General features: G+C 72.2%; 15 protein-coding genes and 3 pseudogenes. 2 read left to right on the forward strand and 16 right to left on the reverse strand.

Translation table 11 applies throughout. The annotated features are described in order from the left end of the window. Positions 1 to 35: 35 nt before the first annotated feature. Positions 36 to 725: pseudogene (locus EST54_RS14565) on the forward strand (trypsin-like serine peptidase); the annotation flags it as partial. 113 nt (positions 726 to 838) lie between these two features. Here EST54_RS14565 and EST54_RS14570 read toward each other — a convergent pair. The 14 genes and pseudogenes from EST54_RS14570 to EST54_RS14635 all read right to left on the reverse strand — a co-directional run bounded on the left by EST54_RS14570 (position 839) and on the right by EST54_RS14635 (position 14,966). Continuing rightward, positions 839 to 2,416, reverse strand: coding sequence for a S53 family peptidase (locus tag EST54_RS14570; protein WP_239013776.1), 1,578 nt, complete (start codon positions 2,414 to 2,416; stop codon positions 839 to 841). A gap of 116 nt (positions 2,417 to 2,532) precedes the next feature. After that, positions 2,533 to 2,685: pseudogene (locus EST54_RS36345) on the reverse strand (DUF7873 family protein); the annotation flags it as partial. Positions 2,686 to 2,753: 68 nt separating this feature from the next. Continuing rightward, a pseudogene (locus EST54_RS14580) lies at positions 2,754 to 3,164 on the reverse strand (CBS domain-containing protein); the annotation flags it as partial. Positions 3,165 to 3,342: 178 nt separating this feature from the next. Next, positions 3,343 to 3,669: a plasmid stabilization protein gene (locus EST54_RS14585; RefSeq protein ID WP_129248046.1), complete on the reverse strand. Its 327-nt coding sequence runs from the start codon at positions 3,667 to 3,669 to the stop codon at positions 3,343 to 3,345. A gap of 296 nt (positions 3,670 to 3,965) precedes the next feature. Next, positions 3,966 to 5,321 (reverse strand): MFS transporter, encoded by a 1,356-nt coding sequence (locus EST54_RS14590; protein ID WP_161989285.1) that lies wholly within the window; start codon positions 5,319 to 5,321, stop codon positions 3,966 to 3,968. Positions 5,322 to 5,621: 300 nt separating this feature from the next. Then, positions 5,622 to 6,824, reverse strand: coding sequence for a polysaccharide deacetylase family protein (locus EST54_RS14595; protein WP_129248048.1), 1,203 nt, complete (start codon positions 6,822 to 6,824; stop codon positions 5,622 to 5,624). A gap of 417 nt (positions 6,825 to 7,241) precedes the next feature. Beyond that, positions 7,242 to 8,306, reverse strand: a complete 1,065-nt coding sequence (locus tag EST54_RS14600; protein ID WP_129248049.1) for an alpha/beta hydrolase — start codon at positions 8,304 to 8,306, stop codon at positions 7,242 to 7,244. A 92-nt stretch (positions 8,307 to 8,398) separates the two neighbouring features. Beyond that, positions 8,399 to 9,562, reverse strand: coding sequence for a bifunctional 3-oxoadipate enol-lactonase/4-carboxymuconolactone decarboxylase PcaDC (pcaDC, locus tag EST54_RS14605; RefSeq protein ID WP_129248050.1), 1,164 nt, complete (start codon positions 9,560 to 9,562; stop codon positions 8,399 to 8,401). Next, the gene (gene pcaB / locus EST54_RS14610) at positions 9,559 to 10,992 is read right to left on the reverse strand and encodes a 3-carboxy-cis,cis-muconate cycloisomerase (RefSeq protein WP_129248051.1); all 1,434 of its coding nucleotides are present in this window, start codon (positions 10,990 to 10,992) and stop codon (positions 9,559 to 9,561) included. Before pcaB ends, pcaDC begins: the two co-directional genes overlap by 4 nt. Continuing rightward, positions 10,979 to 11,521: a protocatechuate 3,4-dioxygenase subunit alpha gene (pcaG, locus tag EST54_RS14615; protein WP_174857439.1), complete on the reverse strand. Its 543-nt coding sequence runs from the start codon at positions 11,519 to 11,521 to the stop codon at positions 10,979 to 10,981. Before pcaG ends, pcaB begins: the two co-directional genes overlap by 14 nt. Further along, positions 11,521 to 12,273 carry a protocatechuate 3,4-dioxygenase subunit beta gene (gene pcaH, locus EST54_RS14620; protein WP_129248052.1) on the reverse strand — a complete coding sequence of 251 codons (753 nt, stop codon included), beginning with the start codon at positions 12,271 to 12,273 and terminating at the stop codon, positions 11,521 to 11,523. The genes pcaG and pcaH overlap by 1 nt, the downstream gene beginning before the upstream one ends. 6 nt (positions 12,274 to 12,279) lie before the next feature. Next, positions 12,280 to 13,470, reverse strand: a complete 1,191-nt coding sequence (locus EST54_RS14625) for a thiolase family protein (RefSeq protein ID WP_129248053.1) — start codon at positions 13,468 to 13,470, stop codon at positions 12,280 to 12,282. A 66-nt stretch (positions 13,471 to 13,536) separates the two neighbouring features. Beyond that, positions 13,537 to 14,184 (reverse strand): 3-oxoacid CoA-transferase subunit B, encoded by a 648-nt coding sequence (locus tag EST54_RS14630; protein WP_129248054.1) that lies wholly within the window; start codon positions 14,182 to 14,184, stop codon positions 13,537 to 13,539. Beyond that, a complete protein-coding gene (locus EST54_RS14635) occupies positions 14,184 to 14,966 on the reverse strand; it encodes a CoA transferase subunit A (RefSeq protein ID WP_129248055.1) in 783 nt (260 codons plus the stop codon). The genes EST54_RS14630 and EST54_RS14635 overlap by 1 nt, the downstream gene beginning before the upstream one ends. A 151-nt stretch (positions 14,967 to 15,117) precedes the next feature. On the opposite strand from EST54_RS14635, the gene EST54_RS14640 reads away from it, so the two are divergent. Continuing rightward, positions 15,118 to 16,776, forward strand: a complete 1,659-nt coding sequence (locus tag EST54_RS14640; protein WP_129248056.1) for an IclR family transcriptional regulator domain-containing protein — start codon at positions 15,118 to 15,120, stop codon at positions 16,774 to 16,776. Between the two features lie 64 nt (positions 16,777 to 16,840). Here the strand turns inward: EST54_RS14640 and EST54_RS14645 are convergent, their stop codons facing one another. Continuing rightward, positions 16,841 to 18,160 (reverse strand): MFS transporter, encoded by a 1,320-nt coding sequence (locus tag EST54_RS14645; protein ID WP_129248057.1) that lies wholly within the window; start codon positions 18,158 to 18,160, stop codon positions 16,841 to 16,843. Between the two features lie 163 nt (positions 18,161 to 18,323). After that, entirely contained in the window at positions 18,324 to 20,066 is a 1,743-nt protein-coding gene (locus EST54_RS14650) for a LuxR family transcriptional regulator (protein WP_129248058.1), read from the reverse strand. Positions 20,067 to 20,374: the final 308 nt, after the last annotated feature.

The raw sequence follows: 20,374 nt of genomic DNA on the forward strand, positions 1-20,374 counted from the left end.
CTTGGTGACCGCGCCGCCGCCGGTCCACGGCCCGCCCCGGCGCCCTGCCCCAGCCCGGCGGGCCGTGGACCGGCGGCGGCGCGGTCACCAAGACCACCGGCCGGGTGTTCTTCACCTACCAGGGCCGCACGGCCGCCTGCTCCGGCGACGCGGTGACCAGCGGCAACAAGAGCACGGTGATCACCGCGGGGCACTGTGTGAAGCTGGGCGGCGTCTGGCACACCAACTGGGTCTTCGTCCCCGGCTACCACGACGGCCAGTCCCCGTACGGCAAGTGGGCGGCCACCAAGACGCTCTCCACTCCCCAGTGGACGGCGAGCGAGGACATCAACTACGACGTGGGCGCCGCGGTCGTCGCCCCGCTCGACGGCAAGAAGCTCACCGACGTCGTCGGCGGCCAGGGCCTGTCCTTCAACTCCGGCTACAACAAGGCGATGTACGCCTTCGGCTTCCCCGCGGCCGCCCCGTACGACGGCAGCAAGCTCATCTACTGCGGCGGCACCACCTTCAAGGACCCGCTGTTCTCCGGCGACCACGGTCTGGACTGCAACATGACCGGCGGCTCCAGCGGCGGCCCCTGGCTCGCCTCGTTCGACGAGAAGACCGGCACCGGTCTGCAGACCTCGGTGAACAGCTTCGGCTACCAGTTCTGGCCCCACACCATGTTCGGCCCGTACTTCGGCGACGACGCGAAGAACCTCTACACGACGGCCCAGGCGACCTGACCGGCACCCTCAGGGCCGTACCGCCATTCGGGTGACCCACGAGGGGCGCCCGGCGCCCGAAGGCCCGCCCGGCGCCCCTCGGACGCCGGGCGGGCTCCGTCGGCCGGTCCCCCTCAGCGGTGCGACATCTCCCGCAGGGAGTCGAGCAGTTCGGTGCCGTTGGGGACCCCCAGACCGGTGCAGGCGTTCCAGCCGGGGGCGGCGCGGAAGGCACCGTTGGAGCCATCGGTGATCTCGCGGAAACCGCGTGCGGTGTGCCCCGGTGTGGCACCGGCGTACAGCAGCGGCTGGATCATGCCCAGCGGGCGCCCGAGTGCCTGCACCAGCCGGCAGACCAGGGCCGCCCAGAGAGGAGCCACGGCACTGGTGCCGCCGATCACGGAGCGGTGGCCGTCCACGAGCACCTGATAGCCGGTGGCCGGGTCGGCGACGCCCGACACATCCGGTACGCCACGGCCCGGGGGGCTCCCGTTGTGCGGGACACCGGCGGTGGTCTGCCACGACGGAAGACCGAACGCCGCGCTGACGCCGCCGCCGGTGGCACCGTCGGCGGCCCTCCCGCCCCACACCCGCTCATGGTGCACCTGGCCGGTGGTCGGGTCGGCGTCGAGCCGGGTGCCGCCGCAGGCCAGCGCATGCGGGCTGGAGGCCGGGAAGTCGGTGTGCGGCAGTCCGTCGCCGACCCCGTCCCCGCTGCCGTCGTCACCCGCCGCGGCACACACGGTCACGCCGAGCGCCGCGGCATCGGCGAGCGCCTCGTCGAAGACCATCCGGGCCTGGTCGGTCCACAACTCCTCGGCTGCTCCCCAGCTGATGCTCAGTGCGGCCGGCGTCGGGGTGGCGTGGACGGCGGCGCTCACCGCGTTGACGAAGCCCTGGTCGGTGTTGTGCGCGAAGTACACCTTCTGCTCCGCGCCGGGCGCCAGGGCGCCCGCGACCTCGATGTCCAGCAGCACCTCGCCGTCGGCCCCGTCGGGGTCGCGGCCCGGCACATTGCGGGCGGTCCCGACACTCACCGCGGTCACCCGGGGGATGCTCGGCAGGTCCAGCGAGGCGAAGTAGGTGTCGAGTTCGGCCCCGGCGAAGCCGCCGCCGAGTTCGATGATCGCCAGGGTCTGGCCGCTGCCGTCGGTTCCGGGCGGGAAGTGGTAGACCTCGGCCAGCTGCGACGGCTTGTAGGAGATCCGGTGGGTCTTTTTCCCGGCCCGCCGCAGATGGGGACGGGCCTGCGGCCGGTCGTCCAGTCCGAGCACCGCGACGACCACGCCCGCCAGCTCGGCGGGCACCTCCAGCGGGCCCTCGCGGTGGCGGTGCTCGACGGGGTCGCCGCCGGTCGGGTCGGGGCTGGCCGCGCGGGCCAGCCGGGTCCGGAACGCCGCGGCCATCTCGTCCGCCGTGCCGGTCACCTTGGCCCGGCGGGACGCCAGATCGACGTCGGTCACCCGCACCCCGAGGCGGCCCAGCACCTCGCGCAGCAGCTCGGCGTCGGCCGGGTCCGCACCGTACTGCCGGGCCAGCTCGGCCTGCGGGATCGTCTCGGGGCCCGTGATCAGCTCATGGGGGACCTCGGCCTTGCGGCGCAGTACGACGGTGGCTTCGATAGGCGTCGAGCCGTCTAGGGGGCCCGCCGGGCGCGCCTCGGGCGCGATCGAGCGCTCACTGCCAGGCACCTGGACAAATCGCTCATTCATAGCACAAATTATCGACCCAACCATGGCGGAGCCGCACCCCGAGAATCCCCGACAAGGCGCCCTGCCGCCCTACGGCGGGCCCCTCCCGCGCCATATCGGCCTCTACGGGCTCGTCGCTGCCGCAACTTCTCCACGCGGTCCGGCAGTTCGTCCACCCGCCACGCGGGCAGCGCGCCGGAGAACTCCACGGTCATCCGGTAGCCGACCGGAACGTCGTCGTCGTACACATCGACCCGCGCCGGGGGCTTGTCGGTGGCCTGCACCGTCACGTCGACGAGCAGCCGAGCGCGACGCAAGCAGGGCTGGCGGGAGCACACCGGTGCCCGGCGGGAGGGCTGTCCGCGGAGAGCGCTTCGAGCAGGCTGCCGGCGTGCAGGTTCGGCAGCGCGCGAGCCACATCGGCCAGCGCCACCATGCCCACCAGCCGGCGACCGTCGATGACCGGGAGGCGGCGGACCTTGTGGCCGGCCATCGTCCGGAAGATTTCGTCCGCGTCGTCGTCCGCGCCGATGGTGACCACGCCCTGCGCGAGTTCCCCGGCTTTCGTCTGCTGGGGGTCCTTGCCCTTGCCGAGAACCTTGATCACGATGTCCCGGTCCGTCAGCACGCCGAGGAGGCTGCCGTCACTGCCGCGAATCGGCAACGCCCCGACGCCCAGCCGGGTGAGGGTGCATGCCGCGTCCAGGACGGTGTCCTCGGCGTCGATGCACTCCACTCCTGGGGTCATGATGTCGCGTGCCACAGGCATAGCGTCCGCCTTGGTGAGATCTCGGGGTTCAGCCGGGGCGCAACGAACCGGAGCGCCCGAAAACGTCTCCTCCCCAACCGGGTAGCGCTCTGCACCGACCGGCAGGGGCGGGCCGAGCGGGCCGCGCCCCTGCCGTCCGGTGCACCGGCAATGCCGTGCTTCCTGCCTTCGGTTGCCGTCAGCGGCCGACGGCCCTGCGCAGCTGCTCCTTGGTCATGGTGGAGCGGCCGTCGATGTGCTTCCTCTTGGCCTCTGCGTAGAGCTGGTCCTTCGTGGGGCTCTGGGGGCCACGGTGGGAGCGCTCGCCGCCGCGCTGGGAGGCGGACTTGGGGTCGCGGGTCGAGGTCCTGCTTGCCGACCTCGCCTCTCCCGCCCGGGCGCGTTCCTTGTTGACGGTGCGCGCGGCGATCTCCTTCGCCCGCCCCGTGGAGGTCCCGCGCTTCACGGCGCCCTCCTTGATGTGCTCGTACTGCCGCTCACGCTTACGGCTGGATCCTGCCGGCATCACACACTCCTCATGTCGCGTTCGAGATCCTTCGTCTTCCTGTGGCGGGTACCCGCATACCGGCACGAATGCGGGCGCGCGCCTCTCCCAGTCCACGACGAAACGCCTCCCGACGCGACACGAAGGAGAGCGGCGGCGCCCGCCCCGGTCCGGCTCGGCACATACGGCCGTGCGGGCGGAGAGGAGGCACGCCCATTGCTCCGAACGGGAAAGCCGTGCGCTCCGACCGGGCCACCGACGACGGCCCTCCGGGCCGGAAGCGGGGTGACGGTGAGCCGCCGGCCGCGGTGCGGCGTTCAGGCTCGCACCCGGTTGCGGAAGAGGGGGCGTTTGCGTGGCAGCTTGGCCGCGGCCAGAGCGAAGGTGGCGGCCAGCACGATGCTCGCGAAGACGAAGCCGTGGAGCGTTGCCGACGCCTTGATGATTCCCGCGGCGTTGGATTCCCGATCGTTGGCCGACAGGACGAGTGCTCCCGCGGCGGCGAACCCGAAGGCCCCGCCCAATTGCCGCAGGGTTTGCCGGAGGACGGAGGCATCCGCACGTTCGTCAACGGTGACGGCGCTCATCATTTCCGCACTCAGCGCGGGAATGGGCATCCCCATCCCGAGGCCGGCGACGATCATCCCGGGGACCTGCCACAGGTATGCGCCCCAGGGAAGAACGGCCGCCCAAGCGGCCGTCCCGAGGGTGGCGACCGCCACACCCCACAAGACAGGCACGCGGATCGCCTGGAAGCGCTCAAGGAGAAATCCGGAGGCGAAAGTTCCCACGGCCAGAGCAGCGACAAAAGGGAGCAGTGCCACGCCGGAGCCGAGCACCGTCAGGTGCAGAGCCTGTCGCAGATAGACGGCGCCGTGCACCAGCACGGGCAATTGGGCGGCCTGGACCAGGAACGTGACCGCCACGGCCGCGGCATAGGTGTGATTCCGCAAAAGGCCCAAATCGAGAAGAGGATGGGCGGCTCTCAGGATGACCCGGACCGAGAGAGCCAGCAGAAGCACGCCCGAGGCCAGGGCAGGAACCGTCCTCGCATCAAGGCCCCAGATTCCGCTCTGGTACAGGGCGAAGACGAGCACGACCAGTGCCGGGGTCATGAGGAACGGCTGAAGGACACGGAGCGGCTCCCCCGGAGCCTGATCGCTCAACCGCGCTTTGGCGATCGCCCACAGGACCGCTCCCGCGAGCGGAATATTGATCAGGAAGACGGAAGGCCATCCGAAGAACCGCGTCAGCAAGGCCCCCGCCAGGGGCCCGAGCACGAAGAACAGCTGGGCCACACCGGCGTAGGTGGCCAAGGCCCTGCCACGCTCGTGTTCCTCGTAGACATCTGTGATGACGGTTGTGGCGACGGGGAGCATCAGCGCGGCTCCCGCCCCCTGAACCGCTCTCGCTCCGAGGAGGAGTGAGGCAGCGGGCCCGACTGCCGGCGCCAGGGCACAACCCCCGGAGGCAACGGCAAAGAGCACGACCCCGGACCGGAAGACGGGAAGGAGACCGAACTTTCGCGTCGCCATTCCGCCGACAGGCACAAGTGCCGCCAGGGACAAGGCGTAGACGAGTACCACCCGGTGCATGGCGGACGTATTCAATTCCAGGCCTCGCGCCACCGGATCGAGAGCCACCGCGACGACCGTCACGTCGAGGAGGACCATCCCCCCGGTGCACCCCATAGCAGCAAGGACATACCGCTTGCGGGTCAGCGAGGGATCCGTGCCGGGCGAAACCAATGTGAGCCCCTAGTGAACCCGTTTGCCGTCACCGGCTCTGCTTCGCCCTTTCCGTCCGGCGCACTGGATGCGGCCAAAGCAGAGTGACGTCACCTTAGGCCGCGACACCGGCACAAGCTGACGCTGTCGGCGACAGGTCTCGGCGAACACCTGAACGCGCCCAGCTACGTACGGATGAACGTGATCGGCCGCGTGGGGCCGGGGCCTTCCGCCCCTCCGGCGCCGTCAGCTGCGCCCGGTGAGCTGCTGGCCCACCCCGAACCGGCGCAGGTCGGCGAGGACTTTCGGGTCCTGGGCGTCCAGCCAGTCGCAGAGCTGGCGGAAGGAGACCAGCCGGACGTCCTTGTATTTCTTGTCCGCCATGTGCTTGAACGCCTCCTCGACGGCGTCCATGTAAATGCCGCCGTTCCACTTCTCGAAGTGGTTGCCGATGAAGAAGGGGGCGCGGTTGGTCTCGTAGGCCCGCTTGAAGCCGTTGATGTAGGCCTCGGTGGCCTGCTTGCGCCAGCCCGGGTAGTTGACCGGCGGGGCCTTGGTGGAGTTCTTCGACTGCTGGTACATCAGGTTGTAGTCCATCGACAGGGCGTCGCGGGAATGGCCGGGGAACGGTATCCCCTGGAGCGGGAAATCCCACAGGCCCTGCTTTTTGGTGGGCCAGACCTGGAGGCCGCCGGGTGAGCTGGCGTCGTAGCGCCAGCCGAGCTTGCGTGCCGTGGGCAGCAGGTTGTCCTGGCCGAGCAGGCACGGCGTACGGCCGCCGACGAGTTCCTTGCTGTAGTCGAAGGGCAGCGGTTCGAGGTCGGTGAAACCGGTGTTGGTCCGCCACTTGGTGACGAAGTCCATGGCCTGCTTGATTTCGTCGTCCCACTGGGCGGGGGTCCAGTGCTTCACCGAGCCGGCGCCCTCGGCGCAGAAGTGGCCGTTGAAGTGGGTGCCTATCTCGTGGCCGTCCAGCCACGCCGCGCGCACGTTCTGCAGCGTCATCTTGACGTGCTCATCGGTGAGGAAGTCTATTTCGGAGTGCCCGACGGGGTTGTTCGGCGGGCGGTACATGCGCCTCTTCGACTCGGGCAGCGTATACAGCCCGGACAGGAAGAAGGTCATCGAGGCGTTGTGGTCCTTGGCGAGCTTGCGGAACCGCGGGAAGAGGCCGTTGCCCACCTCGCCGGCGCCGTCCCAGGAGAAGACCACGAACTGCGGCGGCTTCTGGCCCGGCGCCAGTTTCTCCGGTGCGTGCGGCTGGTTGGGCTGCTTTCCGGTGTACGCCGTGGAGCCGTCGCCTATCGGCTTGGCCGGTGTTTTCTGACCGGGCTTGGTTCCGACCTTGCCGGAGTCCGACGAACCAGAGGAAGAGCAGCCGGCGACGGAAATGGCGGCTGCTGCCCCTACGCCGAGTCCGAGTATTCCGCGCCGGTTGAATTCACGCATGGAACGGTCCTCATCGCATTCGTTAGGAGTTCTTGTCTGCGGGACGCCCAGAGAGAGGGGCAGGTGGGCGCCGGGGTTCCGTTGCGGACTGAAGAAGTAGAATTCTCGACGGACGGTCGCGGGGCATTCACCCTCCGAAGTCACGGGCGAGACGCAGAAAGGCGGCCCCCGGCCGAGGAATTGAGCCGGGGCGGGCCGGGTGTAGATGCGCGTGTAGTCGGCGACCACGTGGTAAGCCTCCGATGTTCCCGACGCACACGGGTCGGGAGGGGCAGCGAAGGCCGGGGCCGCGGTGGGGAGCAATCCGATCGGCACACCCATGGAGCATGACCAGGCGCAGGCGCCTGCCGTCGGAACGAACATTGCCGCAGCTCAGAGGGGACTCCTCTGAGCTGCGGCAGTGAGCGGCGGGGTGGTTCAGCGCCCAGCGGTGTGGAGTTGGCTCTTGAGGAAGGCGATGACGGTCTGCCAGGACGGGTGGGCGGGGACGGGCCGTGTGAGGTGGCCGTGGCGGGTGGTTTCCAGGGTGGCGCCACGTTGGGTGTCGGCGTCGCTGAGCATTTCCAGGAACGTGCCGTGGCCGGTGTTCGGGAAGGAGTAGAAGCGGGCGCCCTTGTGCGTGGCGGCCAGCTTGTCGAAGAGCAGACGGCTCTGGTGGTAGGGCACGAGCTGGTCCTGCTTACCGTGGAATATCAGGAACGGCGGGGTGCGCCGCTTTCCGATGTAGGTGAGCGGGCTGGCCTCGGCGACCTTGTCGGGGCAGTCGTTGATGGCGCAGCCGAGCAGCCGCGATTCGGGCGAGTTGGGGTCGGCGTGGCATTCGCCGGGGACGGAACCGTCCTCGCGCGGCGTGCAGTCGGTGAGCATGTGCGCGTCCATCTGCCGGAAGTCGATGGGCGGGTAGAACGGCAGGGCCGCCTGGACGGCGCTGGAGGGGCCGTTGACGCCGACAGTGCCTTCCAGTTCGGGAACGTCGCCGGTCACCGCGGCCATCGTGGTGGCCCAGCCGCCGGAGGACTCGCCCATGATCGCGAAGCGCCGCGGGTCCAGGTGGTACTTCGCCGCGTTGGCACGCAGCCATCGGATGGCGCCCTTGATGTCGTGCAGCTGCGCCGGGAACTGTGCCTGTGAGCTGGAGCGGACGGCCACACCGGCCACCGCGAAACCGTGCGGGTTGAGCTGAGCGGCCACCTTGTCGGCGTCCATGCGGCCGTTGTCGGCCATCCAGCCCGAGCCGTGGGTGAAGATCACCAGGGGGACCGGGGGCCGGGACTTCGGGACGTACAGATCCAGCTTGTGGCCCTGGGTGCCGGCGGGCTGGGCGGCGGCGTAGTCGAGGTCCTTGGTGACGTCGACGCCCGGTGACGCGGCCGCGGGGACGTCTCTGGACCCCAGGGTCGTGGCCACGACGGCCACCAGTGCCGTCACGAGGACGAGGAGGGGAATACTGCGGAATGGTGTGCGCACGAGGCTGCGAAACATTGCTTTCTCTCCTTTTCGAATGGGCCCGGAGGGGCTCTAAGGGGTCCGGATGGGTCCGGATGGGCTCGGAGGGGTCCGGATGGGCTCGGGTATCAGGGGTCCTCGTTGATGACGGGGTCCTCGTTGATGAGGGGATCCGCGATCGCGAAGGCGGCGTTGGCGGCGGGGACGCCGCAGTAGACGGCGGTCTGGAGCAGGACCTCCTGGATCTCGTCCGGGGTGAGTCCGTTGCGCAGCGCCGCCCGTACGTGCAGGGCGAGTTCCTTGTGGTGGCCGCCCGCGACAAGGGCGGTGAGGGTGACGCAGCTGCGACTGCGGCGGTCGAGCCCGGGCCGGGTCCAGATCTCGCCCCAGGCGTAGCGGGTGAGGAAGTCCTGGAAGGTGGCGGTGAAGGCGCTGGTGCGCGCCTGGGCACGGTCGACGTGGTCGTTGCCGAGGACCGCGCGCCGTACGGCCGTGCTCGCCGCGCAGCGGAGGTCGTCGGGTGGAGTCGGGGCCGCGAAGTGGTCCCGGAGGGCGGTGAGTACGGCGTGCGGTTGCTCGACGAGAGCGAGGTGGGAGGCGGCGGGCAGCTCCCACAGGGTGGAACCGGTGATGCCGTCGGCCAGCTCGCGGGCGTGGGCGGGCGGAGTGGCCGGATCGCCGCGCCCCGCGATCACCAGGGTCGGTGCGGTGATCCGGGGCAGCTCGGCACGCAGGTCGTAGCCGGCGAGGGCGTCGCAGCACGCCGCGTAGCCGGCCGGGTCGCTCGCGCGGAGGTCGGCGACGAGAGCGGCGGCGGTGGCCGAGTGGGTGAACCCGGGGGTGAACCAGCGGCCGGGCGCCGTTCCGACGAGGGCTTCGGTGCCCTGTGCGCGCACCAGGGCGGCGCGCTGCTGCCAGCCGCTGGGTTCGCCGAAGCGGGCCGAGGAGCAGATCAGCCCCAGCGCGGTGACCCGTTCGGGATGGTGGACGGCGAGGTGGGTGCCGACCGCTCCACCGAGCGAGACACCGGCGTAGGCGAAGCGTTCCACGCCGAGGTGGTCGGTGAGGGCGAGCACCAGGTCGGCCAGATCGGCGACGGTGGCGCCCGGAGGGATGAGCTCGGCAGGCGAGCCCCCATGCCCGGGCAGGTCCCAGCGGATCACCCGGAAGTGCCGTGCCAAGGCGGGCAGTTGGGCATCCCAGAGGGCGAGCGAGGTGCCGAGGGAGGGGCCGAGGATCAGCGCCGGGCCGTCCGAGGGGCCGTCGAGGCGGTGGTGCGGGAGGTGCTTCATGGGTGGTTCCTGTGTTCGGACCCGGTCTTGCGCGCCAGGGCGCGGTCGACCAAGGCGGCTGCTGCTCCCAGGTAGGTCGTGGGGTCGGTGAGTCGGCTCATGCGGTCGAGATGGCCCGCCAGGGCCGGTTCCTCCGCCAGCACGGCGGCCAGGCTCCGCCGCTCGGCGGCGGCCCGGTGGGCGGCGCGGGTGAGGAGTTCCCTGGCCGGCTGGCGACCGAGCAGGGCGCCGAGTTCGACAGCGAGGCGTTCGCTGACGATCAGGCCCCCGGTGACGTGCAGGTTGTCGTGCATCCGGGCGCTGAGGACCCGGAGGCTGTCGACAAGTTCGGCGGCGTCGCGGGCCGCCCCGCCGGCCAGCCGGAGCAGGGCGCGCAGGGTCTGCCACTCGGCGTGCCAGGCACCGGCCGGCCGTTCGTCCTCCGCGGTGAGTGCGGAGGTCAACACGGCGGCGAGAGCGGGTGCTTGGCGCGCGGCGGAGGTGATCAGCGCGGCTCGCACGGGGTTGCTCTTGTGCGGCATGGCCGAGGAATCTCCTCCGCTGCCCTCCGCCAGCTCGCCGATCTCCGTACGGGAGAGCACCAGGACGTCCACCGCGAGCTTGCCGAGCGCGCCGCAGACGAAGCCGAGCGCGCTGCCGAGGTCGGCGACCGGTGTGCGCAGGGTGTGCCAGGGCAGGACGGGCTCGGCGAGGCCGAGTTCCCGGGCGTAGGCGGCCAGCAGTGCGGGCCCGCCGGCGGGCGTCCCGGTCGGCGTTCCGAGCGCCGCCGTCGTCCCGGCTCGCGTTTCGAACGCCGCCAATGTTCCTGCCGCGCCGCCGAGTTGGGCGGGCAGGCGGACGGCGGAGAGCCGTTCGAGGCCGTCCAGGACCAGGTGGCGCCAGCCGGCTGCCTTCAACCCGAAGGTGGTCGGGACGGCGTGCTGGGTGAGGGTGCGTCCCGGCATGGGGGTGGCCCGGTGCGCCTCGGCGAGCCGTCCGAGGGTGTCGGCCGTCCGCCGCAGGTCCGCGGCCAGCAGCGGCAGCGTGCGGGCCGCCACCAGCATGGTCGCGGTGTCCATGATGTCCTGGCTGGTCGCGCCGCGGTGCACGTACGGCGCGGCGTCGGCGGGCAGGGCGGCGGTCAGGTCGGCGGCCAGCGGGATGACCGGGTTGCCGCCCCTGCGGGCACGTACGGCGATGTCCCGTACGTCGAACCGGTCGGCGTGCGCGGCCGCCGTCACGGCGTCGGCGGCCCCTCGGGGTGCGTCGCCGAGGGTGGCCTGCGCCCGGGTCAGGGCGGCCTCGGCGTCCAGCATGGCCTGGAGGAACGCGCGGTCGCCGGTGGCCGCTTCGACGTCCGACGCGACCCGGACCGGGGAGAGCAGGCCGAGGTCCGCGACGGCGTCCGGGGACGCGTCGGCCGGCCGGGCGAGAGCGTCATCGGAAGTCAAGGAAGACCGTCTCCTCAGGGCCCTGCAGCCGGATGTCGAAGCGGTGGGTGCGCGGGTCCTCCTGGGCGGCGAGCAGCGTCGCCCGCCGGCCGGGGGCGAGGGCGGCGAGCAGCGGGTCGGTGGCGGCCGGGTCGAGGTAGGCGCGGGTGTAGAGGTGGTGGAGCAGTCCGCGGGCGAACACGCAGAGGGACAGGTACGGCACGCCGGCGGGCGGGAGGGTGCGGATCGACCAGTGTCCGTCGGCGGCGGTGGCGACGCGGCCGAAGCCGGTGAAGGTGACCCCGTCGCGGCCGGCGAAGCCACCGGTGACCGGATCGCGGCGCATCGAGCCGGGCTTGCCGGCCCGCGCGTGCCCCGGCTGCCAGAACTCCAGCAGCGCGTCGGGGATCGGCGCGCCCGCCCCGTCGTACACGTAACCGTGCACGGTGATCGCGTCGGGGTGCCCGACCGGGGCGATCTCGCCGCCGCCGGGGAAGGGCAGGGCGTAGCCGTAGAACGGTCCTACGGTCTGCGAGGGGGTGGGGTGCATCAGCGGCCCTCCTCGGTCCAGGTGGCGGTGGGACCGTCGAGGACGATGTCCCAGCGGTAGCCGAGCGACCACTCGGGGACGGAGAGGTCGTGGTCGTAGGTGGCGACCAGGCGGGCGCGGGCGGCGGGGTCGGTGACGGACTGGAGGATGGGGTCGTAGGGGAAGAGCGGGTCGCCGGGGAAGTACATCTGGGTGACCAGCCGTTGGGTGAAGGCGGTGCCGAAGAGCGAGAAGTGGATGTGGGCCGGCCGCCAGGCGTTGTGGTGGTTGCGCCAGGGGTAGGCACCGGGCCTGACGGTGGTGAAGGCGTACTGCCCCTGGGCGTCGGTGAGGCAGCGGCCGACGCCGGTGAAGTGGGGGTCGAGCGGGGCGCGGTGCCGGTCGCGCTGGTGCGCGTACCGGCCGGAGGCGTTGGCCTGCCAGATTTCGACGAGCTGTCCGCGTACGGGGCGTCCGCCGCGGTCGAGGACGCGGCCGGTGACGGTGATCCGCTCACCGAGCGGTTCGCCGGTGTGCTGGCGGGTCAGGTCGGCGTCCAGCTCGGTGACGTCGGTGAGGCCGAAGGCGGGGCCGCTGAGCTCCGCCCCTTCCGGGTCCTGGACGGTGACGAGCGGCTGCCCGGGGTGGCGCAGCCGGCTGCTGCGGTAGGGGGCGTAGCCGCGGGCCGGGTGGTGGGCGGCCTCGCCGGTGGCGGCGTGTGCCGTGGCCTGCCGGGCGATCTCCCGCGAGATGTCGTGCTGGGTGAGGGTCATCGGGGCCTACCTTTCGAGGACGAGCGCGAGGCCCTGTCCCACGCCGATGCACAGGGCGGCGAGCGCGGTGCCGGAGCCCGCCGCGGCGAGTTGGTGGGCGGCGCCGCCGGTGATCCGGGCGCCGGACGCACCGAGGGGGTGCCCGAGGGCGAGCGCACCGCCGCGCGGGTTGACCACCGCCGGGTCGAGGCCCGGCCAGGCGCGCATGCAGGCCAGGGCCTGGGCGGCGAAGGCCTCGTTCAGCTCGACGGCGGTGAGGGCGTCGACGTCCCGGCCGGCCTTCGTGAGGGCTCGACGGACCGCCTCGACGGGTCCGGTGCCGAAGAACTGCGGTTCCACGCCGCTGACGGCGCAGGCGCTGATCCGGGCGAGCGGTTCGCGACCGGTGGCTTCGAGTCCGGCGGCGTCGGTGAGCAGCAGGGCGGCCGCCCCGTCGCTGAGCGGTGAGGAGTTGCCGGCGGTCACCGATCCCGTCTGCCGGAAGACCGGTGGGAGGGTGGCGAGGGCGTGGCGGGACGTGGTGTCACGGATTGATTCGTCGCGGGTGAGGTCCACGCCCTCGACCGGGACGACCTCGCTGTCGAACAGGCCGTCCCGCCAGGCGCGCGCGGCCTTGTGGTGGCTGGCGAGCGCGAAGGCGTCCTGGGCCTCGCGGGTGATGCCGTGGCGGTCGGCGACCAGTTCCGCGCCTTCGCCCAGCGAGACCGTCCACCGGTCGGGCATCTTCGGGTTGACCATGCGCCAGCCCAGGGTGGTGGAGAAGAGCTCCTGGTGGCCGGCGGGGAAGGCGCGTGGGGGCTTGGGCAGCACCCAGGGGGCACGGCTCATCGACTCCACCCCACCGGCGAGCGCGATCGAGGCGTCCCCCACGGCGATCGACCGATAGGCCTGGATCACGGCCTCCATCCCGGAGCCGCAGAGCCGGTTGACCGTCACACCGGGCACCGTGACCGGCAGTCCGGCCAGCAGCACCGCCATCCGGGCCACGTTGCGGTTCTCTTCGCCCGCACCATTGGCGTTGCCGAGGAACACGTCGTCGATCCGGGCCGGGTCGAGCCGCGGCGTGCGGTCGAGCAGGGCGCGCAGCACGCCGGCGGCGAGGTCGTCGGGGCGGACGGTGGCGAGGGCTCCGCCGTATTTGCCGACGGGCGTGCGGACGGCGTCGACGACGTAGACGTCGTGGAGGCGCTCGGTCATGGAAGGCTCCTGTTGCTGTACGGGCACGCACCGGGGTGCGTGCGTTCCCCGCGAGGTGTCGGCTGCTCAGCGGGTGGTGGGGAGGGCGACGCGGACGGGTGCGGCCGTCTTCGCCAGCACCTCGTCAGGGCCGACACCGGGGGCGGTTTCGATCAGGACGAAGCCGTCCGGCGTGATGTCGAGGACGCCGAGGTCGGTGAGGACACGGTGGACGCACGCCGTGCCGGTGAGCGGCAGGCCGCACTCGGCCACGAGTTTCGGCGTGCCGTCCTTGGCGGTGTGCTCCGTCATGACGAGGACCGTGCGGGCACCGTGGACCAGGTCCATCGCGCCGCCCATGCCCTTGACCAGCTTTCCGGGGATCATCCAGTTGGCCAGGTCTCCTCGGGCGGAGACCTGCATGGCGCCGAGGACCGCGGTGTCGACGTGGCCGCCGCGGATCATGCCGAAGGAGAGCGCGGAGTCGAAGAACGACGCCCCGGGGACCACCGTCACGGTCTCCTTGCCGGCGTTGATGAGGTCGGGGTCGACCTCGCTCTCGTACGGGTAACGGCCCACGCCCAGCAGCCCGTTCTCCGACTGGAGCACGACGTCCGCGTCGTCGGGCAGGAAACTCGGCACCAGAGTGGGCAGTCCGATTCCGAGGTTGACGTAGGAGGAGTCGGCGAGCTCGGCCGCGGCGCGGGCGGCCAGTTCGTTGCGGGTCCAGGCCATCAGGCGCGCGCCGCCTCTCGTGCCGCGCGGACGGAGACCGTCCGCTTCTCGATGTGCTTCTCGGCTGCCTGAGCGGGGGACAGCGGGAGGACCCGCTGCACGAAGACGCCCGGCAGATGGATCTCGTCGGGTCCCAGGACGCCCGGCTCGACCAGCTCCTCCACCTCGGCGACGGTGACCCGGCCGGCCATCGCGGCCAGCGGGTTGAAGTTGCGGGCGGCCTTGTGGAAGACGAGGTTGCCGTGCCGGTCGCCGCGCGCCGCGTGGACGAGCGCGAAGTCGGTGGTGAGGGCGTGCTCCAGGACGTGGCCGCGGCCGTCGAACTCGCGGACCTCCTTCGGCGGGGAGGACACCGCCACGCCGCCGTCCGGGCCGTAGCGCCAGGGAAGGCCGCCGTCGGCGACCGGGGTGCCGACGCCGGCCGGCGTGAAGAACGCCGGAATGCCCGCACCGCCGGCGCGCAGCCGCTCGGCGAGCGTGCCCTGCGGGGTCAGCTCGACCTCCAACTCGCCGCTCAGGTACTGCCGGGCGAACTCCCGGTTCCCGCCGATGTACGAGCTGGTGACCCGGGTGATCCGCCCGGCGGCCAGCAGGATGCCGAGCCCACGGCCGTCGACGCCGCAGTTGTTCGACACCACGCTCAGCCGGCCCGATCCGCGGTCGTGCACCGCCTGGATCAGCACGTTCGGCACGCCGCTGAGGCCGAATCCGCCCACGGCCAGCGAGGACCCGTCGGTGAGGTCGCCGATGGCCTCGGCGGCGGTCTGCCGGACTTTGTCCATGAGTGCCCTCAAGGTTGTTCGCGTAGTGAATGTTCGTTCATAATCTGGGGTGCCGAGAGTGTGCGCCTGCGTGCGGTGTCTGTCAACGCCCGGCTCGCACCCGCTCGGCCAGTACGGTTGCCCGAAGCCCGCTACGGAGAGCAGAGCCACCATGCCGACCACCGATGTCCGCGCACCCGCCGAAGCCGTGGGGCCGCTGATCCGCGGCATCGCCGTGCTGCGCGAACTCACCGAGGCGGACGGCCGCCAGAGCCTCGGCGGTCTCTCCCGCGGCACCGCCCTCGCCCGCTCCACGGTGGACCGGATCGCCGCCACGCTGACCCGCATGGGGTACGTCCGGCAGATAGGCCGCGACATCGCGCTCACGCCCCGGCTGATGGAGCTCGGCAACGCCTACCTCGGCGCCATCCGGCTGCCCGACCTGCTCGGCCCGCACGCGGACCGCCTCGCCGACGCCCTCGACGAGTCGGTGTCCCTCGCCGTGCCGGACCGCGACGGCATCCGGTTCGTCCACCAGGCCACCCGCCGTCGCGCGCTGTCCCTCACCTTCCGCCTCGGCGACCTGCTGCCCGCCGAACGGACCGCCCACGGGCAGGTGTTCGCGGCGGACTGGACCGAGGAGGAGTGGGCGTACTGGCGCGAGCGGTGGGCGGCGGACCCGGAGAACCTGCGCTTCCCCGCCGTCCCGCCCTTCCGCCAGCCCGCCGAGTTCCTCGCCGAGGCCGCCGCCGTCGCCCGCACGCGGGGCTGGGCGGTGGACGACCAGATGATCGAGCCGGGCCTGATCGCGCTCGTGCTGCCGGTCCGCGACGCCCAGGGGCGACAGGTCTGCGGGGTCAGCGTGGTCAGCCACACCAGTCGGCACAGCGCCCGCTCACTGCGCGAGGCCGTACTGCCCACCCTGCGCGAGACGGTGGCCGCCATGGAGGACGACCTGCGCCACGCCCCGCCGATCGAGGCGGCACGGCGGCCCGCGGACGTCGCCGGATCGGCGGCGTGGACCCAGGCGTCCAAACAGGAGCTCGGAAGGGAGTTCGTGGAGGCGCTGGCGCGGGGGCTGACCGTGCTGACCGCGTTCGGCCCCGGGCGCGCCGCGTTGCCGCTCACCGCCGTCGCCGAGGCCACCGGCCTGGCCCGGGCCACCGCCCGACGGGCCCTGATCACGCTGGAGCACCTGGGCTACGTCACCGCGCACGGGCGGGAGTTCAGCCTCACCCCCCGGGTGCTCGACCTGGGCTTCGCGCCGCTGTCGTGCGCGCCGCTGTCACGGATCGCCGAGCCCCACCTGGCCGACCTGGCCGTCGAGGTGCAGGACTCCGCCTCTCTTGCCGTGCTCGCGGGCGACGACGTCCAGTACACCGCCCGCATCGCCACCCGCCGCGTCATGAGCGTCAACATCACCGTCGGCACCCGGTTCCCCGCCTTCGTCACCTCGATGGGACGCGTGCTCCTCGCCGACCTTCCGCCCGCCGCCCGCGCGGCCCGGCTGGAACGGGCCGACCGAAGCCCCCTGACCAGCCGCACCGTCACCGACCCGGCCCGGCTGGCCCGGCTGCTCGACACGATCGCGCGGGACGGATACGCCCTGGTCGACGAGGAGTTGGAGGAGGGGCTGCGCTCGATCGCCGTGCCGATCCGCGACCGCACCGGACGGGCGGTCGCGGCCGTCAACATCGCCACGCACACCGGCCGCCGCAGCCTCGCGCAGTGCCGTCAGGACGTGCTCCCCGCACTGCGCACGGCCGCCGCCCGGATCGAGAACGACCTGCACACGGCCGGGCGTTACGTGCGGATCGCCACCACCTCCTGAGCACGCCGTCCGCGGTCGCCGACGGTCGACGGCGCCCGGGCCGGCCGGCCGCGCGGGGGGCGCCTCAGGCCTCCGCCCTCGCGACCGCCACCGCGCTCTCCCGGGCGACGAGCGGGACCAGCGCGATGGCCGTGGCGCCGAGGAAGCCGGCCAGGGCGAAGGCGGTGAAGCCCCAACTCTGGTGGCCGCTCGCCGCGAGGACACCGCCCAACCACGGGCCGACGACCGCGCCGGTACGGCCGACCCCGGTGACCCAGCCGAGCCCGGCGGCCCGCTCGCTCTCCCGGTAGACGGAGTTGGTGGCGGCGTACACCATGGCCTGGGCGCTGTACAGCCACACTCCGGTGACCGCCACGACTGCGTACGTCACCGCCAGCGGCAAGTGGGACTTGAGCAGCAGGGCACCGACGGCCGTCAGCACGAACCAGACCGCCGAGACCCGCACCGGTCCGAAACGGTCGGCCGCCCGGCCCGCGACCAGCATGCCGACGATGCCGCCCGCGTTGATCACCATCAGGAAGCTGATCGAGGAGGTGAGGCCGTAGCCGGAGGTCCGCATCAGCTGCGGCAGCCAGGTACTCATCCCGTACACCAGCATCAGCCCGCAGAAGCTGGCCAGCCACAGCAGCGGCGTCGTCCCCCGCGACTCGTGGGCGAACAGCGCCCGTACCGCCGCCCACCGCCCCTTCGCGCCCGCGGCCGGAGCCGCACCCGCCGCCGGCCGGGGCAGTCCGTAGCGGGCCGCGACGGCGCGGGCCCGTTCGCCCTGACCTCGCGCGAGCAGCACACCGGGCGACTCGGGCAGCAGCTTCCACAGCAGCGGTACGGCAATCACGGCGGGCAGCGCACCCGCCCAGAACACCGAGCGCCAGCCCGCCGCCGGAGCGACGGTCATCCCGAGCACCGTCGCCGCCATCCCGCCGGCGTGGTAGGAGGTCATCAACAGGCCGGTGGCCAGCGCCACCCGGCCCCGGGGCGCGAACTCCATCACCATGGCCAGACCGAGCGGCATCAACCCGCCGAGACCGAGGCCCGCGAGGAACCGACCGGCCCCGAGCATCGCCGGGCTGCCGGCCAGCGCACATACCGCCGAGCCGAGCGAGAACACCGTCACGCTGCCGGCCAGCAGCGGCCGGCGCCCGAGCCAGTCGGTCAGATTGCCGGCCGCCAGCGCGCCGATGAGCATGCCGAAGGTGGTCCAACTGCCGATGGTTCCGGCGTCGGCCGGGGTCAGTCCGAATCCGTGGTCGTCAAGGATGTGCGGCATGACGGCGCCGTAGATGTTGATGTCCATGCCGTCGAAGAACACGGCCAGCCAGCACAGGGCAAACACCGGGAAGACCGAGCGGAAGGAGTGGGGAGGTGGGTCGAAGGAAGAAGTCATGTCTGTCCCAGGGGAGCGAAGGGAGGGGGTGATGTTCGCCGGGGAAGTTCGTCCAGTGAACTGATATTCACTGCTGAGGTGGCATGAGTGTCCGGCCGAGGCGTACGGGTGTCAATGACTCGGCGCCTGGAGTTTTCGCCGGTCACCCCCATCGCCCCCGGGATCAGCCGCGGGTGTCCGGGCTCTGGACCGCTTCGGGGAGTTGGCGGCGCCCGGCGATGCCGAGTTTGCGGAATCCGTTGGTGAGATGGTTCTCCACGGTGCGCTGCGTGATGAACAGCTTCTGCGCGATCTCGCGGTTCGTCAGGCCGTCGGCCGCCAGGGCGGCGACCCGGCGTTCGCCGGCCGTCAGCGCCTCGACCCCCACCGTGCAGGGGGTTCGGGGGCGGGCCCCGAATTCCCGCAGTCTGCTGAGGGCTTGCGCGCTCAGGCTCGCCGCTGAGCAGTGCTGAGCGAGGCGGAGGCCGCGGTGGGCCAGGTCGCGCGCGACACGGGTATGACCGGGCTCGTGCCGCAGCGTGGCGAGCTCGATGAGCGAGCGGGCCTGCTCCACCGTCGCCTCGGCCTGCCCCAACAGGTCGACCGACTCCTCCAGCAGACGCCGGCCGCGTGGTCCGCGCGCCACCAGACCGGCGGCGCGCGACGAGATGCCGAGAGCGCGGGGCGCGCCAAAGGACCGCGCCTGGTCGAGTTCCTCCTGCGCGAGGCGTTCGGCCGGGCCGTGGTCGCCCAGGGCCAGGTGCGCGAGGGCGGCCAGGGAACGCCAGGGCAGCACGGCCGGGTTGTCCCGTCGCCAGGCGAGCTGACGTCGGCCGCACTCCAGCAGATCGTGCAGCGCGTCGTCGGCGTGGCCGCGGGCGAGGGAGAGGCGCGCGCGGGCCTCCAGGAGATGTGTCCACTGCCAGTCCGGCTCAAGACGCGCGCAGTCGGGCCGGGCGAGAAGCCGGGCCGCCTCGTCGAATTCCGCGGCCTCCACCAGCGCGCGCACCAGAGCGGCGGTCGCCAGTGCCACCCTGGCGTTTCCCCGGGAGGCGGAGAGCAGGTCGAGGGAGTCACGGCCCGCGTCGATCGCCGTCGGCACATCACCGGACCGGTAGGCGCATGCGCACCGGCTCATCGACACCAGGATCCGGGAAGCAGGCCGTGCGTCCTCCTGGATGTCGGCCGCCACGCGGTCGATGAACGCGGCGGCTTCGCTCGACCGATCGCACCAGGTCAGAGCCTGCACGGCCAGCTCGGCCGCCATCACCGTCACGCCCTGCGGCAGCTCGCCCTCCAGTGCGCGGCGTGCCTGGGCGGCCACGCGGTCGGCGTCGGCGTCCGTTCCGAGGGCGAGGCTCGCCCGGACCGCCGCCACCCCTCGTACGGCCACAGGGGCGTGCGGACCGGCCGCCTCCAGCTCGGCGACGGTCCGGTCGACCTGCGTACGCCGGGTCCGGTCATCGAGGTCGGTCAGGAGACGCTGGACGTCCAGGTGCACCGCCAGGTCCCCGCGGGACGGTTCGGCGCGGGCCAGGGCACGGGCCTCGCGGTCGAGCAGCTCGGCCGCCTGGCATCCGCGGCGGCACCGCACGAGGGCGTCGGCGAGGACGGGCACGATCTCCCGCCGCTGCGGCGCCTGCTCGGTGAGCAGGCCGAGGGATTCGGTGAGGTGACGGACCGCGGCCGCCGGGTGGCCGCCGGCCTCGATACGGCCCAACTCCCCCAGCACCAGGGCCCGGTCCCCGTCCGGCAGCGGTTCGCGCAGGGCCCGGAGCAGGTAACGGATCGCCGCGCCGGAATCGTCGTGTGCCGTCGCCGCCCGGGCAGCGGCGCGCAGCACGCTGAGGACCCACGGCATGCCGGTCGGCTCGGCGGCGAGGAGATGCCCGGCGGTCTCCTCCGGTGGCGCGTCCTGGTCGTGCAACCGACGGGCGGTCTGGTAGTGCGGGCACGTCCGCTCGCACGGCTCGGAAACGGTGATGGCTCCTGCCCCCCTTGTCCAACGAGTGATCACCTTCGTATGCGTACGCCGGCGCATGGGGAGTGTGGAACACAGCCCTCCGCCCCGCGTGGTGCCGCGTTCTCGCACGTCACTGAGGCTGCCCGGCGCGCATCCATCATCGCGGCCGGGCAGGGAAGGTCGTAGGGGAGAAATACCTGTACCGCCACCGTCTTGGCGAGTACGTATCCGCCGCACCCACGACGGCCAACCGCTGCCGGACGGCCTTCGCC

Origin of the sequence: Streptomyces sioyaensis, from assembly GCF_004122735.1 — a bacterium.
GTDB lineage: Bacteria > Actinomycetota > Actinomycetes > Streptomycetales > Streptomycetaceae > Streptomyces > Streptomyces sioyaensis.

Excerpts from the sequence above, each read along its gene's own strand:
- EST54_RS14585 (WP_129248046.1), bottom strand. The coding sequence starts at position 3,669 with ATGCCGGCAGGATCCAGCCGTAAGCGTGAGCGGCAGTACGAGCACATC.
- EST54_RS14600 (WP_129248049.1), bottom strand. The coding sequence starts at position 8,306 with ATGTTTCGCAGCCTCGTGCGCACACCATTCCGCAGTATTCCCCTCCTC.
- EST54_RS14570 (WP_239013776.1), bottom strand. The coding sequence starts at position 2,416 with ATGAATGAGCGATTTGTCCAGGTGCCTGGCAGTGAGCGCTCGATCGCG.
- EST54_RS14590 (WP_161989285.1), bottom strand. The coding sequence starts at position 5,321 with ATGGTCCTCCTCGACGTGACGGTCGTCGCGGTGGCTCTCGATCCGGTG.
- EST54_RS14635 (WP_129248055.1), bottom strand. The coding sequence starts at position 14,966 with ATGGACAAAGTCCGGCAGACCGCCGCCGAGGCCATCGGCGACCTCACC.
- pcaDC (WP_129248050.1), bottom strand. The coding sequence starts at position 9,562 with ATGAAGCACCTCCCGCACCACCGCCTCGACGGCCCCTCGGACGGCCCG.
- pcaG (WP_174857439.1), bottom strand. The coding sequence starts at position 11,521 with ATGCACCCCACCCCCTCGCAGACCGTAGGACCGTTCTACGGCTACGCC.
- EST54_RS14640 (WP_129248056.1), top strand. The coding sequence starts at position 15,118 with ATGCCGACCACCGATGTCCGCGCACCCGCCGAAGCCGTGGGGCCGCTG.
- pcaH (WP_129248052.1), bottom strand. The coding sequence starts at position 12,273 with ATGACCCTCACCCAGCACGACATCTCGCGGGAGATCGCCCGGCAGGCC.
- EST54_RS14625 (WP_129248053.1), bottom strand. The coding sequence starts at position 13,470 with ATGACCGAGCGCCTCCACGACGTCTACGTCGTCGACGCCGTCCGCACG.
- EST54_RS14645 (WP_129248057.1), bottom strand. The coding sequence starts at position 18,160 with ATGACTTCTTCCTTCGACCCACCTCCCCACTCCTTCCGCTCGGTCTTC.
- EST54_RS14630 (WP_129248054.1), bottom strand. The coding sequence starts at position 14,184 with ATGGCCTGGACCCGCAACGAACTGGCCGCCCGCGCCGCGGCCGAGCTC.
- EST54_RS14595 (WP_129248048.1), bottom strand. The coding sequence starts at position 6,824 with ATGCGTGAATTCAACCGGCGCGGAATACTCGGACTCGGCGTAGGGGCA.